Raw genomic sequence first — 15,992 nt, forward strand, 5'->3', positions numbered from 1 at the left:
TAAAGATATCAAAAAAATTTCCCGCTTTTACTTCGAGAGACTAACTATCAAAGCGAAACAGTTGAAAAGAATGTTTTATAAACAAATTAGTAGTCCCCTTAGTAACGGACTACCTTGAGAATTACAATAAATTAAAATTAACCGCCGTATGGCATTTGCGGAACTTTGTTTAATAATCTTGCATAAACGGCTAAAGCTCCTCTATGATGAGCAGTGTGATCTCCAATTGCTCCAACTACTGCCATTTTTGGCGCACCGGTCATTATTTCTCCGGTAATCGGCGCCATTAATTCTGCATCGGGAATAGCTTTTAAATTTTCAATTCCTTTTGCGGTTGCGTCTTTAAAATATTTTACGCTTTCATCAAAAGATTTATACTTTTTCATTCTTTCACCGTAATCTTCAAAGTTCATGTCAAAACCTTTGCTGCCAAAAGCTCCTTCTAAAAACCAATCAATTGTTTCTGCTGCATGACCAATATGCTGAGCCACTGTATACATTTCTTCTTTTGGTTTAAAACTTGAATCAGTTTCTTCCAAACAACTAATTGTGTTCATAAAAAATAGTTCTTGTGTTTTTAGTTGTTCAATTAAACCTTCTTTCATGGAATTTTCTCCTTTTAGAAATTTGTTGTGAGTTGGTTTGTTAAGTAAAATTATGTGAATTTGTAAGGCTTGTAAAAAAAAAGATAATGTGTTTATTTATAAAATTACGCTAAAATTATTCACCCATTACGGTAATTACAATTCTTCTTGAGCCGCCGTAATCTCTATGTTCACAAAGATAAATTCCCTGCCAAGTGCCTAAGTTTAATCTTCCATCTTTAATTGGAATTGTTAGTGATGGTCCTAGCAGCGAAGCTTTTATGTGAGCAGGCATGTCATCCGGCCCTTCATATGTATGTTCAAAATAAGTGATCTTTTCAGAAACAATATTATTAAAATATTTTTCCATATCTCTGCGGACATCGGAAGAAACGTTTTCATTTATTGTTAAAGATGCCGATGTATGCTTGATAAAAATGTTAGCCAATCCAACCTTTATATTTTTCATTTCGGGAATCGCATTCTCAATATCGCGAGTAACTATGTGAAATCCGCGGCTTACTTGCTTTAAAGTTATTTCTGTTTGGTAATTCATAACTCCTCTTTTACTTTTTGCGTTCTTTGCGAATATTTCATTGCGACCTTTGCGTGGGAAAGTTTCACGCAGAGATCGCTAAGTTTTCATACGCCGAGTACGCAAAGCTAAAATATATCAAATTTAATTTCTACTACATTCTTATTGTTAACTACCGAATAAGTGAGTTGCTCAAAACATCTCCATTTGTGCTTCGCCGCCGGAAAATTCTTTTTCATGATCGAGCAGCCATTTCTTTCTCCACAGTCCTCCGGCATAACCTGTTAAACTTCCGTCGCTGCCAATTACTCTGTGACAAGGAACAATAATAGAAATTTGATTTCTGCCGTTTGCGGCTCCCACCGCCCTTATTGCTTTTTTATCGCCTAATGATTCCGCGACAAAATTGTAGGATACCGTTTTGCCGTAAGGAATTTTAAGCAATTCGCTCCATACTTTCTGCTGGAATTCCGTTCCCTCTTGCTTGACCGGAACTGTGAAGTTATTTCTCTTTCCGGAAAAATATTCCGACAATTCTTTTTTGCAGTGAAGCAATACCGAGCTTGGATTTTCAGCTTCCATTTCAGTATCGTCAAAAACAAAAAGTATTGAAGAAACAGAGTCTTCATCTCCGGTTAGTTTTATTTTACCGATTGGAGAGCGGAGGGAAGTAATGTATTTAGGCATAATTGTCCTCTTGGTTCACGCAAAGTAACGCAAAGAGTCTCCGCAATGAGCGCAAAGTTTATAAATTATTAACAATTCTATGAATTCCATTTTTGAGTAATTTAGTATTGAAATTAATCAATAACCCTAATTTTAAGTTTGATAATTTGAGATATGTAAGTAATTGTGAATAATGTACAGGAGCTAAATTCTCAACTGATTTTATTTCAATTATGACTTTATTTTCAACTAATAAATCTAATCTATAACTAACATCTAATTTCACTTCTTTATATTCAAAAGGCATTGGAACTTGTTGTATAACTTTTAATCCCTCTTCTTTTAAATCATAAGCTAACGCATTTTCATATACAGATTCTAACAAGCCCGGTCCTATTCTTTTATGAAGCTCAATTGCAAGACCAATTACCTTTTTAGAAATTTCATTTTCCGTCATGTTATTTCTTTTGCGTTCTTTGCGATTATTTCTTAGCGAGCTCTGCGTGAAACAAGAGCTCCACCTAAAATCTAATTATACTCCTTCCTATATCCTAGCATTGTTTTTTGTTTCCCAACAAACATTCTCCATAAGCCGGTACTAATAATCTATGCACTTAATTCTTGCGTAAATTAATTGTCAACCCAATTACAATTTCCGATAATTCGTCTTCCATTATTTTTCCATTAGTAAATTTAGCGCGCTTTTCTTTACTTCTTTTTTTTTGGTTAATTTTCTTACCCAGCCATTGTCTCCATACTTCTGTATATTCCGACAACTATTCCCACTATTTTAAAGTTAACATAATTCTTTTTAATTATTATTGGTTCAAACTCCGGATTTTCCGAATGCAATTCAATTGAATTTGCTTTCTTAAAAAATCTCTTCACAACCGCGGCATCATCTAAAATTGCAACAACAATTTTTCCGTTTACCGGTTCCAAATTTGGATTTACAATTACCACATCTCCGCTAAAAATGTATGCATCCTTTAAACTTTCCCCTTTTACGCGAAGCAGAAATGAATCTTTAGGCATGTGCGCAATTGTAGGAAGTTCAATTGTATCAATTGCGTCCGGGTAAATTGTAAGCGGATTTCCCGCGGCAACTTCACCAAGTATTGGTTTGGGAATAAAGAACTTATCTTCAAGCAAAAGTTCAATTCCCCTGGAAAGTTTGGAATTACGTTTAATATATCCCTTTTTCTCTATTGCATTCAAATGCTGCTGAGCAGTTGATCTGTTATTGTAACCAAACTTTTTCGCAATTTCAGCTAAGGTCGGCATAAAACCATTAGTTTTTGATTCAGCTAAAAATTCTAAAATTTTCTGCTGGGTTTTTGTTAATTCTTTAGGCATAAGCACACCTTCGGCTGGTTAGTTACATTAAGGATTTCTACTTAAAACATGTACATGTTTCGTTGGCAGTGAACGCCGAACGAAAATGGGAATGTTTTGTAAATACCATACATTTGTATGGCATAACTTACGAATACAATAATTGATTGTCAAGAATAAAAATGAGATTAATGTGCTTGAGTTTAAATATTTATTTAACTCATAATGGAATAAACTTGGAGGAGATGCTTTGTTTAAGTTTTAAGAAAAAATTCTTTCAATAAACTGCATCAGTTTATCTCTCAACAAAGGCTTAATAAAATAATCTGAAAAACCGAATTTTAGAAATCTTTCCCTATCGTTTTCAAAAGGATATGCGGTAAGAGCAACTATTGGGGTATTTTTGTAATCATTAAATTGACGAATGATTTTTAACGCGTCAAATCCGTTAAATTTATGGTTAAGATTTACATCAACAATAATCAGATCAAATGTAAATTTTTCCAAGAGCGGTAAAGCTTCAATTAAGTTAGAAGCTAAACTTAATTTTTTCAAATCGTACAATTGTGATTGAAGTAAAAGTTGAGAATCTATTGAATCATCAATAAACAAGCAAGAAATACTGCTAATATCAAATTTATTTAAAGACGCGGACTCATCATATACTTCAATTTCTTTTCCTAAATTATCTTCTTCGCTGAAATCTTCAATAATTGTTTCTTCCAGGTCTTGCGCAGTTTCCGGTCCTTGATCATCGGCATTTATTTGATCAGAAATAATTTCATGACTTTCTTCTTCAATAACGGCATCATCTAAAGTTACATTTGTATCTTCAAGTTTAACTTCGGAATTTTCATCTAATATAACATCGGTTGCAATTTCACTTGGTTCGTTTTCAACAATAATTTCTTCGTTTATGGTTTCAACAACTTCAACCGCATTATCAACATTCTCTTCATTAAGATCGGTAATTATTTCTTCTTTAATTTCAACGTCAACATTTTTAATAACCGGGATATTTGAAGTTATTGTTTCAGCTATATCACCTTTGGCAAAATTTTCATAATTAACAGGTACAACAAACGCGGCAACATTTTCATTTCCTATTGTCTTACTAATGACTTTTGCGTGAACAATTTCGTTTAGTTTTTGTGAAAGCTTAACGTCAATTGAAGATATGCCCAAATTATTTTTTTCATAATTTTTTTGAACGTTAAGAATCTCCAGAATATTTTTCAAGAAATTATCAGAAATTCCGGAAACTTTATCCTTTGCTGAAATAATCAAATTATCAGATTCAGAAGTTAAAGAAATGAAAATCTCTTTTGTGTCAGTTAGATTAACGGCAAATTTTATGAAATAATTTATTGCCACTAAAAGTTTTTGTTTGTCGTTCTTAAGCGAAAGCTGTTCAAAAGTTTTGGAGAATTCAGCTTTAATGCTTTCCTTTTCGGAAACTTTAAATAAATTATCTTGAATATCAATCAAATGGTTCTTAAAATCGAAATCTTCGATTTTAATCGGGATTAAATTTTCTTCCAATTTTGCATACTGCACCGCAGAATTCATTGTGGATAGAAGCAGCAGCTGATTTTCTTTGATTATCTTCGCCGATTCTTCCTGTTCTTCTGTAAGGTTTTCAATACTGTCAATAATTTCTTGAACAAAACCCAAAATTACATTTACCGGAGTAAGTAATTCATGGAATAACAATGACAGAAAGGGGGAAATTTCTTTTCGTACCTTTTTTTCTTCCAATAAATTTGATTTATTTTCCGGAATAATTGCTTCAACTTTTACTTCCGGTCCGGTATCTTCCGACTCGTTATTCGCTACTTCTAAAATATCTGATTTTTTTTCTTCAAAAATATCCTCAACCAATTTTTCTTCGGTATCAATTTCTTCAAATGTCTGTTCATCAATCGGTTCATCTTCAATATTTTCTTCTTCTAAAATTTCTTCGTTGTTTTGAACATTATCATTTTCAGATATTTCTAATATACTATTATCAAATTCTTTAACTTCATCAAGAGCAATATGTTCTTCAGTCTCAGCAATTTCAATAATTTCATTTTTATCAATAACTTGCTTTATTTCATTTGGAATTTGTTCATCAACATTCATATTATCATTTTCATTAATCATCTGTATCGTTTCAATCATTGCATTTCTGCTTTTCCAAACAGCACTTTCTCTTTGAACTTTAACTTTTATTCTGCTTCCGTCTTTTTTAAGCTGTGTATATTCAATATTTATTTGCGTTAAAATAGGACTCAATAATTTCTGCATTTCTTCGGGCGGAAAAAGTTCAATCAAATTTTTTGATTTGAATTCATCTAAATTATAACCGTAAATTTTAGCACTTTCATTGTTCGCATCTAAAATTTCAAAATTATTTGCGTCATAAATTATTGTCGGGTTAACACTTTTAATTTGCGATATTTCAGTGCTCAGTACTTCACTTTTGGGAGTTTCTTCTTGATCGGAATCTAAATTTATTTTACCGATTATTAATGTTTTTTCATTTCTGATAAATGGAAAGACCAAGATCTTATTGCTTTCGGCATAATTTTTAGATTTAGAAAAAGTATTCTCTATTATATAAAAATTTTGTGATCCGAAAATTTCTTTTTCTAATGAATAAAGCAGCAATAAAAGTTCACTGGTTTTAATTCTATGGTTTAACGGGACAATACTTTTTGTTTCTTCCGGCATCATAAATGCTTTGAAACTCAAATTCATTAAAATTAAATCTGATTTTTCTTTTAATGCAATCGGTTCTTTTGCAATATCTATGTGATCTTTAAGAACTTCCAAAACTTGTTCTTCAGTTTTGCTGCTTGAAAGAAGATTAAAAATATATTCATACTTTTTGGTATAACTGAAATCATCTAATGTTGGATAAACAATAAAATTGTTTTTATGGCTTTCATTATAAACCAGCAAATAAAAATATAAATTGTTTTGAATTTTAAATGGCGAGATTATCAATTGGTAATTTTTAATCTCATTAGAAATTAAGAAACGTATTTCGCGAGTTTTAACTTTTAAAAAAGTTTTAACGTCAATCAAACTGCTTTTAACCAATAAAGAAGTATTTTTATCGAACACTGTATAGAAACTTTTACCAGCTTCTGCTTTTCCAAAAAACTTTGACCAAACATCATTTTTAGCGACAACATCCGCATTATGATTTAAAACCAATGCCGGAATATTTTCATTTAGTTCAAGAAGATTCAATATTTGTTCGGTTATAGTCATTTTTATTCTAAGTTATATGATTGAGTTAAGAATTCCTTTCTTTTTGTAATTAGAAATTCTATGCCTGGAATATTTTTAAAGGAATCCGATATATTTTTATCAAGTGTTTTAATTAATTTTTCTACTTCTTCGGCATCATTACTTTGAGGAAGCACAAAAACATTATTGTTTTTATAACTTATTTTGTCACCGGTGTTCAAAGCTTTTTGTATAATTCTGCTCAATTCAATTGATTCAACTACTTCATTTTTAATTTTATATGAAATAATATTTATCTGTAAATTAGTTTTTGCCGAATATGATTTTCTGCTTTCAACCAACAATTTAAATTCTTCAAAATCATAAACAATTGTATAATCAAATTTCTGATTTTGAGAAAGAATATCGTATTCAGAATTTACTTTGGAAAGCATTTTTAGAAGTTCATTTTCGTTATCCGCCAAGGTCACAAATCCTTTATTTGGAACAATTTTATAATTTGTTTCAAACTCGCCTTCAATATGACCGATATTGGGCTTAATGGATATTTGTCCCGAATAATTTCTTTTTTCTGAACTCCTCTGCAGAGAAATTATTCCCGTTGAAAATTGAAATATTTCTTTTAATAATTTTTTCGAAATTTCATTGCTCGGTAAAGAAGCAGTTGATAATAGTGTAATGTTTTTTTGTTCAAGAAATTCCAAAAGTTGAATATAATTTTCTTTTGACTTAAAGAAAGAATTTTCCAACAAATTATCTATAAAAATTACCTTTGGATTTTTTTCATTGATAAAATCCATTAAAGAATCGAATGGCTGAAAAACTTCATCATTACATAAAAATAACTTTTCACTTGTAATCGCGGATTCAATGTTAAAATTTAAAGAAGAAGCCTGGATTTCTAAATTTTTAAATCTTTGATTAGTTATTAAAATTGTTACCAAATCTATGGAAATAAAATTTTCGATCATTTTTAATGAAAGAAGTAATTTGCCGGCATTTTTTGAACCGATAATTAAATAATTGCCGCCGGGATAAATTCCGCCCCATTTTTGATCTAAGAATGAAAACCCTGTTAATATTTTGGAAAATTTTTGCATTAAGAGCTGAGTCAGTAGTTATTAACTTTAAATTATTTTTACGAACACTAAGAAATGGTAATATTAGCAGATTTTATGTGTTACTTATCACATAATTTGTTAAAAAAATTTCATTTTGAGTTATTTCTAAGAAAATAAGGAATTAAACGGGAATAAGAAATCAAAACACTAATTTTTTTTTGATTTAGTTAATTATAATAATCCAATTCCAGGACTTTCATTAAGTCCGATTCTTCCTTCAATTATTTCAATACCTCTATACGGATCATTTTTAATAAGAAGATTTCCGTCTAAATCTGCCCAATCCACTTGAGGTGATAATTGAGCCGCGGCGGAAATTGCGCATGAAGTTTCAGTCATACATCCAATCATTACTTTCATTCCAAATGATTTTGCTAAATTCAGCATTTTATTGGCTTCTCTCATTCCGGTACATTTCATTAATTTTATATTTATTCCTGAATAAATTCCCTTTGCCGAAATAACGTCGCTTAATCTTTGAACCGCTTCATCCGCAAAAATTGGAAGCGGACTATTTTCCGTCAGCCAAGCAGTTTCATCAAATTTATCTTTCGGCATCGGCTGTTCAATCATTTGAACATTTTGTTCTTGAAGCCAATAAATTAAATCAAGCGCAAAATCTTTTGCTTTCCAACCTTGATTTGCATCAACGGCAAGTGGTTTATTCGTAAATTTTCTAATTGTAGAGATAAGTTTTTTATCGTCTTCGCTGCCTAATTTTATCTTAAGAATTTTATATGGTTCGGCTTCCGTAATCTTTTGCTTTAGAATTTCTTCTTTGTCAATTCCAATCGTAAAAGTTGTAAACGGCGTTTTTGATTTATTATATCCCCAAATTTTAAACCAAGGCTTCATTAAAAGCTTTCCAACTAAATCATGGAGAGCAATATCAACAGAAGCTTTTGCCGCGGTATTTTTTTCATCTGTTTTATCAACGTAATCAAGAATATCGTCAATTAAAAACGGATCATTAAATTGCTCTAAATTTAGTTTAGATAAAAATCTTAAAACAGACTCATGCGATTCGCCTAAGTACGGCGGCATTGATGCTTCACCGTATCCGATATTTCCCTCGTGTTCTATTTGAGTCAACACGACCGGAGTTGTAGTTCTTGAATTAGATGAAATTGTAAACGTATGTTTTAATTCAAGCGTATAAGGTTTGAATGATAGTTTCATAATATTTTAATTGTAGAATGAATTATTCTTAACAAGATTTTCGCCTTTATCAAAATTTCCAAGAATTCGTTTTGCTTTAACAAACGAATTAAATCTGTATTCATTAAAAATATCCGAATCTTTGAAAAGACTGTTGTATCTTACTCTTCCCGAGGAATGAATATATTTCCCGTCACCTAGATAAATAGCAACGTGTGTAATTTTTTCATTTTGATTTTCACTTTTTTTCTTTCCAAAAAATAAAAGATCACCAGGTTGAAGATTGTCAAAATTTGAGTCTGTATTTACCATTTCACCGGCGTTCACTTGTTGAGAAGCATCACGCGGTAAAATAATTCTGTTCATATAAAAAACGGTTTTTGTAAATCCGCTGCAGTCAACTCCTTTAGATGAAGTTCCTCCCCACAAATATGGAATTCCTATGAAATTTTTTGAATCAGCAATTACTTTTTCAGCTGAAGCAGTTGTATCACTCTGCCATAATTTGAAATTTTGTAAATCTTCTGATTTTACAAAACCTTGTCTCAAATCGGAAAATTCGACTTTAGTAAATTCTTTATCAATCTTAACTATTTTTAAAATATCTCCCAAAACCAAATCCGAAATTTTCTCACTTTTTTCATTCGGATTATAAAAAACTTCTGAATTACTTTTTGTTATTATTGCTTTTTCAGATTCCTTCCAATTTTTCATTTCATCTTCAGTTACGCACAAAATTCCGTCCTCATCCACCCATGAAATATATTTATCGGGTGTTTGGATCATATACCAATTATTTTCTGATTTTAACACTTTTACAACTGTTCCAAGTAAGGCTTGCGTCGCCATTTCCGCAGAATGTCCAAGTTCAGTTCTAAGATTTGCAACCGACAAATTAATTATTCCGAATTTTTTATCGCCAAGATTTTTATCAGGAAGCATTTTTACGTTCAGTTCGTAATTTATTTCATTTAATTTTAATTGGTAAACTAATTCATTTAATGCTTCTGAATTATCCGTCTCTCCACTCAATAAAACATTTCCATTTTTATTTTCGCTGGTAATATTAAAGACGGCAACTCTTTTATCCGGAGCATAATTTTTTTTAATCTCCAAAATGATGTTTTCTATTTGTTCCATTTGGTTTTCTTGACAAAAATTAAAAATAAAAATTGAGGTAAATGCAATTATATATGTAAAGTTTCTGTTTTTCATAATAAATGTTTTAACGTAATTTTTAAACTAAATTTAACTATTTTTTTATAATTTTTTACTTAAATTTTGGTTTGGGATTTTTTTATTTTTTTTGAAACTTTTTTCTGAATTCTTCATCAAATTATATTGATTTTTTATAATTGACGGAGAAAAAAAATGAGTACAACTGCACAACCAAAAGTTATAATGTTTACAACACCGACATGTAGTTTTTGTGTTTCCGCAAAAAGATATTTTAGGGAAAAGAACATAAAGTTTACTGAGGTAGACGTTTCAAAAGATCAAAAGGCAGCTTTAGATATGCAGAGGCGTGCCGGAACCACCGGAGTGCCGGTTATCTTAATAAACAATAAGCCAATAGTAGGATTTGATAAACCAAAAATTAATAGTTTGTTAAACATAAAATAAATTAAGGAGATACCATGAAAGTTAAACCAATGGACGACAGAGTACTTGTTTCTTTAGTTGAAGCAGAAACAAAGACTGCATCGGGAATCATTATTCCTGATACAGCAAAAGAAAAACCAACTATGGGAAAAGTTGAAGCAGTAGGAACAGACGAAGAACTACAAAAAGTGTTAAAAGTCGGCGATAAAGTATTATTTGGAAAATACGGTGGCGAAGAAATTTCCTTTGATGGAAAAGATTATAAAATCATCCAAAGAAGCGACATTTTAGCTATAATCGAAAGTTAATAATTTAGTTGTATTTTATACTAAAGTCCGGTTCAACCGGACTTTTTTATTTTCCGCTTAAAATTTCATTTGCTCGTTTTAATGCGTCATCAATATTATCAAAAACATTCATTTCTCCTATTTCATCAAGAAGTCCAAATTGTTTAATTGCATTTCTTGGTTGAGTATTAACTCCCGATAAAATCACAATTATATCCAAATCCTTACTGTCTCTGTATATTTCTCGAAGCATTTTTAATCCTGTTGCATCTACTGCCGGAACGTTTCTCATTCTAATTATTCTAATCTTCGGCGGGTTTTCTATTTCATTCATAACTTCACGAAATTTATTTGCGGCGCCAAAAAAGAAAGGACCGTTAATTTCATAAATTTCAACTCCTTCAGGTACAACTTTATTTTGAATAGCCATTGGATCATTAATATTTTCAGAATCTGAAAATTCATTCTTTATAATCTCAAGATTAGAAACTTCTGCCATTCGCCGCATAAATAAAAATCCGGCCAAAATCATTCCTACTTCAATTGCAATTGTTAAATCTAAAATTACGGTTAAGAAAAATGTCGTAAGCAGAACAGCAACATCGCTCTTTGGGCTTTTCAAAAGATGATAAAATACTTTATATTCGCTCATATTATAAGCTACTACGACTAAAATTGCGGCTAATGTAGCCATTGGAATTAACTTTGCCCATTTTCCCAAAAAAATCATAATTAATAAAAGAGTTAATGCATGAATTATACCCGCTAACGGAGTTCTGCCGCCGTTTTTAATATTGGTCGCTGTTCTTGCAATTGCTCCCGTTACCGGAATTCCTCCAAAAATGGGAGAAAAAACATTTGCTATTCCCTGTGCAATAAGTTCTTTATTTGAATTATGTCTTGATCCGATCATACCATCGGCAACCACAGCGGAAAGAAGTGCTTCAATTGCGGCTAAAATTGCAATTGTTGTGGCTGGCATTATCATTTCCTTAATAATCTTAAAACTGAATTCCGGAAAAATTGGCTGTGGAATTACCGAAGGAATTTCTCCGAATTTTGATTCAATAGTTTCAACATTAAGATTGAAAAACTTGACCAATAGAACACTTACAAATATTGCAAGTAAAGAACCTGGAATTTTTCTGGAAACTTTCGGCCAAAAAATTATAATTATTAAAGACAAAACAGAAATGAAAAGGGTTTGAAGATTTAAAGTAGAAAAATTATGTACAAAAACTGTCCATTTTTCCAAAAAATCAGCGGGTACATTTTCAATTTTCAGACCAAAAAAATCTTTAATTTGGCTTGAAAATATTACAACAGCAATTCCGGTTGTAAATCCTACCACAACAGGATAAGGTATAAATTTGATCATAGCCCCAAATCTTGCGGCACCCATAACAATTAAAATAATGCCCGCCATTAAAGTCGCGATAATCAATCCATTAACGCCAAATTGCTGAACAATACCATAAACAATTATAATAAATGCTCCGGTCGGACCTCCAATTTGAACTTTGCTTCCGCCAAAATAGGAAACAATAAATCCTCCAATTATGGCGGTAATCAAGCCTTTTTCAGGAGTTACACCAGAAGCAATACCAAAAGCAATTGCAAGAGGCAATGCCACAATCCCAACTATTACTCCTGAAGTAAGTTCGGATAATAACTGTTTTGATGATAATTTTTGTATAGGTAGAAAAAATGATTTCCACGACATATTCGACATAGTTCAGCTCTTGGGAGTGTAATTTTTATTTTTTTTTATATTTAAATTTAATTTAATTTAGATACAAATACCCTTTTAAATGCAAACTATATATAAGAATTTTGATTTATATATGAATAATTATACACAATAACTAAAAAAGAGAATATTGGGTTATTTTATATTTCGCAAAAAAATAATTATAAGTTATATTTACGGTCGGAAAAATTAAGATTTAACGTTGCAAACAAACCAATTAAATTCCAAATGGAGAAAGAATGAGTAATATTAACAAAATCAAAGGAACAATTGGAATTCTTACTGGAGGCGGAGATGTTCCGGGATTAAATCCGGCAATCCGTGCAGTAACAATTCGCGCAATACGTGAAGGATACCGTGTTGTTGGAATTCGCCGTGGTTGGGGTGGAATGATTGATATTGTTAGAGATAAGCAATATGACAATAGTGAAAATTTCATTGAACTTTCAGAAAAGATAGTAAATAAAGCTGGAAGAACCGGCGGTACATTCTTGCATTCGTCCAGAACACGAGCTAGTCACGTTCCAAAACCGAATGTTCCCGAACACTTAAAAGACAGCTACACCAATGAAATTAATGATTTAACTCCTGAAGTAATGCAAAATATCGACTTTATGGGATTAGATTATTTAATTCCTATTGGCGGTGATGATACATTAAGTTATGGGAAACATCTTCATGACCAAGGCATGAAAGTTATTGCAATTCCAAAAACAATGGATAATGATGTTCCGGGAACAGATTATTGCATTGGATTCAGCACATGCGTAACAAGAACAATTGAATTGACACACGCGCTCAGAACAAGTGCCGGTTCTCACGAAAGATTTTTAATAATCGAAGTTTTTGGAAGATACGCAGGATTCTCAGCATTACTGCCAACTATGGCCGGAGCTGCAGACCGCTGCGTTATTCCTGAACACAAGTTCGATGTAGAAAGATTAACAGAATTAATGGTTTACGACCGCATGAATAATCCGAGCAAATATTCAGTATGTTTGGTTTCTGAAGGTGCAATGATGCAAGAAAGTGCTGATATGACATTTGAAGATCAGGAAACAGATATGTTCGGACATAAGAAATTGGGCGGAATTGGTGACATGGTTTCTAAAAAGATGAAAGACCTTTCTGTTAAATACAATAAAGGACATAGAGTGAATGTAATCAATCAACGTTTAGGTTATATGGTTAGAAGCGGCGACCCTGACGCGATTGATTCAATTGTACCTATGGCATACGGAAACTTAGCTTTGGATTTAGTGCTCGAAGGAACATCAGGAAGATTGGTAACTCTTAAAAACGGAAGATACGACAATGCTCCGATTGAAATTGTAACGAGTTTCAAAAAGGTAGTTGACGTTGATAAATATTATAATGTTGAACGATTAAGACCTCATTATAAGAGCTTTGAATCAAAACCATTATTTATTATGGCTAGTGATTAGGATTTTAGCATTATGTTTAAAACAAAAAGCCCAATCTCATTTAGAAATTGGGCTTTTTATTTTTATAATAAGTTTAGGAAGCCAAATGTATATTCGCAAATTTTAATAAAAGAGTTTTGGTTCCTTTTTCTTCAAAAGCGATAGTTACTTTAGTCATATCTCCAGCACCGGTAATTTTCAATACTTTTCCATTTCCGAATAATTCATGGGATATTCTGCTGCCAACTCTAAATGCCCTTCTTTCCTGGTTAAAATCGTCATAATCTTCCTGATACATTTCATCATAAAACGCCTTTCTTCTTCTTCCGCCTTTTCTTAAACTGCCTTTGTTATCGTCATCAACAGTATCAGGATCAAGCTCATCCAAAAACCGCGACTTACTTTGATAAGCAACTTCGCCAAATCTATATCTTGATCTTGCGTACGAAATGAATACTTTTAATTGTGCTCTTGTCAATGCAACATAAAAAAGTCTTCTTTCTTCTTCAATTTTAGAATCGTTGTCGAATTTTGGATTTAACGGGAAAATATCTTCTTCGCATCCGGTTATGAAAACAACCGGAAATTCCAAACCTTTTGCACTATGAATCGTCATTAATGTAACTGAATTGTTTTCTTCAGAATACTGATCAATTCCGGCAATGAGTGAAACTTCAGCTAAAAAGTCGTCAATAGTTGCATCTGGTTTTCCCTTAACAAACTCGGCAATTCCGCTCAATAACTCCTGAATATTTTCATATCTCTGCATCGATTCTTGAGTATTTTCTTCCTTATAAACTTTCAGAATTCCAAGATCATCAATCAACGCGGATGTTAACTCCAAAAGTGAAAGTTCGTTTTTGAGTTTGATGTATTTATCTAAAAGCAATTTGAACTGTTTAACATTTTTCTGAATTCTCTCTTTTACTTCAATAACTTCAAATACTCTGGACATTGTAGTAAAAAGTGAAATATTCAATTTTCTGGCAAAATCGATCATTTTGCTTATTGAGGTATTTCCTATTCCTCTTTGAGGGAAATTCATAATTCTAAGCAAACTTTCTTCATCTTCCTGATTTGCTAAAATTCTTAAATATCCAATAACGTCCTTTACTTCTTTCCTTCTATAAAATTCTACGCCGCCAATTATTTTATATGGAACTTTTTCTTTTTAAAGCTTCTTCCAAAGCTCTTGATTGAGAATTAATTCTGTAAAGAATCGCGATATCATTTAATGGAATTTTTCGACTCGTAACTTCCTTTTTAATTTGTTTTGCGATTAAATATGCTTCGTCTTTTTCATCTGTACTTCTAATTATAGAAATATCTTCGCCTTCTTTGTTTTCTGTCCAAAGAGTTTTTTTAATTTGATTCTGATTATTTTTGATAATTGAATCGGCTGCTTTTAAGATTTTTCCAGTCGATCTGTAATTTTGCTCTAATCTAAAAGTTTTTGCTTTTGCAAAATCCTTTTCAAAATTCAGCATGTTGTTGATATCGGCGCCTCGCCAACCATATATGCTTTGGGCATCATCTCCAACCACACAAATCTTAATTTTGGGTGAAGTAATAAGTTTCAGCAATTCGTATTGGGCTTTATTGGTATCTTGATATTCATCAACAAGAACATACTTGAATTGACTTTTATATTTTGTTAATATTCTTTGGTTTTCATTGAACAAGTCAATTGGTTTAAGAAGTAAATCATCAAAATCCATTGAATTATTTAGTTTTAGTCTTTTATTGTATTCAACGTAAACTTCAGCAACCTTTTTTTCAATCAAATTATTCGCAATATGTTTTAAATATTCATCTGCTGAGATCATTTGATTTTTTAAAAAACTTATTTTATGCTGGACTGAATTTGCCGTTAAATTATCCAGATTAATATTTAAAGCTTGAAGACAGTTACTTACTAAAGATGTTGAGTCTTCTTTATCATAAATTGAAAAGTTAGGTTCATAACCTATTTTATTTGCTTCAACTCTTAATACTCTTGCAAAAATTGAATGGAAAGTTCCCATCCATAATTCATTAGCTTTTGGACCAATAAGTTTTGCAATTCTTTCTTTCATTTCCTTTGCAGCTTTATTGGTAAATGTTAACGCAAGAATTGAAGATGCTTCATAACCGTTTTCTAATAGATATGCAATTTTATACGTCAATACTCTTGTTTTTCCCGAACCGGCGCCTGCCACAATCATGTTGGGAGCACTATTGAATTCGACTGCTTCTCTTTGTTTTTCGTTCAATTCATTAAGTATTTTCACTTTTACCTCGATTTTTCAAG

The 15,992-nt window shown here is 31.6% G+C and carries 14 protein-coding genes and 1 pseudogene; 3 read left to right on the forward strand and 12 right to left on the reverse strand.

All coding sequences use genetic code 11. The features are described from left to right. Positions 1 to 137: 137 nt before the first annotated feature. The 10 genes from IPK06_04215 to IPK06_04260 all read right to left on the reverse strand — a co-directional run bounded on the left by IPK06_04215 (position 138) and on the right by IPK06_04260 (position 9,779). Positions 138 to 605: a DinB family protein gene (locus IPK06_04215; protein MBK7979216.1), complete on the reverse strand. Its 468-nt coding sequence runs from the start codon at positions 603 to 605 to the stop codon at positions 138 to 140. Positions 606 to 720: 115 nt separating this feature from the next. Then, the gene (locus tag IPK06_04220; GenBank protein MBK7979217.1) at positions 721 to 1,140 is read right to left on the reverse strand and encodes a YjbQ family protein; all 420 of its coding nucleotides are present in this window, start codon (positions 1,138 to 1,140) and stop codon (positions 721 to 723) included. A gap of 171 nt (positions 1,141 to 1,311) precedes the next feature. Beyond that, the gene (locus IPK06_04225) at positions 1,312 to 1,806 is read right to left on the reverse strand and encodes a methylated-DNA--[protein]-cysteine S-methyltransferase (protein MBK7979218.1); all 495 of its coding nucleotides are present in this window, start codon (positions 1,804 to 1,806) and stop codon (positions 1,312 to 1,314) included. A gap of 58 nt (positions 1,807 to 1,864) precedes the next feature. Next, the gene (locus IPK06_04230; protein MBK7979219.1) at positions 1,865 to 2,242 is read right to left on the reverse strand and encodes a GxxExxY protein; all 378 of its coding nucleotides are present in this window, start codon (positions 2,240 to 2,242) and stop codon (positions 1,865 to 1,867) included. Between the two features lie 157 nt (positions 2,243 to 2,399). Continuing rightward, positions 2,400 to 2,561, reverse strand: coding sequence for a hypothetical protein (locus IPK06_04235; protein MBK7979220.1), 162 nt, complete (start codon positions 2,559 to 2,561; stop codon positions 2,400 to 2,402). Beyond that, entirely contained in the window at positions 2,521 to 3,141 is a 621-nt protein-coding gene (lexA, locus tag IPK06_04240; GenBank protein MBK7979221.1) for a repressor LexA, read from the reverse strand. Before lexA ends, IPK06_04235 begins: the two co-directional genes overlap by 41 nt. 240 nt (positions 3,142 to 3,381) lie before the next feature. Continuing rightward, positions 3,382 to 6,381, reverse strand: coding sequence for a response regulator (locus IPK06_04245; GenBank protein ID MBK7979222.1), 3,000 nt, complete (start codon positions 6,379 to 6,381; stop codon positions 3,382 to 3,384). Positions 6,382 to 6,383: 2 nt separating this feature from the next. Further along, positions 6,384 to 7,460 (reverse strand): hypothetical protein, encoded by a 1,077-nt coding sequence (locus tag IPK06_04250; GenBank protein MBK7979223.1) that lies wholly within the window; start codon positions 7,458 to 7,460, stop codon positions 6,384 to 6,386. A 192-nt stretch (positions 7,461 to 7,652) separates the two neighbouring features. Continuing rightward, a complete protein-coding gene (locus IPK06_04255) occupies positions 7,653 to 8,660 on the reverse strand; it encodes a dipeptide epimerase (GenBank protein ID MBK7979224.1) in 1,008 nt (335 codons plus the stop codon). Positions 8,661 to 8,666: 6 nt separating this feature from the next. Next, positions 8,667 to 9,779 (reverse strand): C40 family peptidase, encoded by a 1,113-nt coding sequence (locus IPK06_04260; GenBank protein ID MBK7979225.1) that lies wholly within the window; start codon positions 9,777 to 9,779, stop codon positions 8,667 to 8,669. Between the two features lie 231 nt (positions 9,780 to 10,010). Between IPK06_04260 and IPK06_04265 the strand changes: the two genes are divergently transcribed. Further along, entirely contained in the window at positions 10,011 to 10,262 is a 252-nt protein-coding gene (locus tag IPK06_04265) for an NrdH-redoxin (GenBank protein MBK7979226.1), read from the forward strand. Positions 10,263 to 10,276: 14 nt separating this feature from the next. Continuing rightward, the gene (locus IPK06_04270; GenBank protein ID MBK7979227.1) at positions 10,277 to 10,549 is read left to right on the forward strand and encodes a co-chaperone GroES; all 273 of its coding nucleotides are present in this window, start codon (positions 10,277 to 10,279) and stop codon (positions 10,547 to 10,549) included. A 46-nt stretch (positions 10,550 to 10,595) separates the two neighbouring features. On the opposite strand, the gene sulP is transcribed toward IPK06_04270, so the two are convergent. Continuing rightward, positions 10,596 to 12,251: a sulfate permease gene (gene sulP / locus IPK06_04275; GenBank protein ID MBK7979228.1), complete on the reverse strand. Its 1,656-nt coding sequence runs from the start codon at positions 12,249 to 12,251 to the stop codon at positions 10,596 to 10,598. 266 nt (positions 12,252 to 12,517) lie between these two features. On the opposite strand from sulP, the gene IPK06_04280 reads away from it, so the two are divergent. Beyond that, entirely contained in the window at positions 12,518 to 13,723 is a 1,206-nt protein-coding gene (locus IPK06_04280) for an ATP-dependent 6-phosphofructokinase (protein MBK7979229.1), read from the forward strand. 73 nt (positions 13,724 to 13,796) lie between these two features. Here IPK06_04280 and IPK06_04285 read toward each other — a convergent pair. Then, positions 13,797 to 15,972, reverse strand: a pseudogene (locus IPK06_04285) (UvrD-helicase domain-containing protein). Positions 15,973 to 15,992 lie beyond the last annotated feature (20 nt).

Source organism: Ignavibacteriota bacterium (assembly GCA_016713565.1).
Taxonomy (GTDB): Bacteria; Bacteroidota; Ignavibacteria; order Ignavibacteriales; family Melioribacteraceae.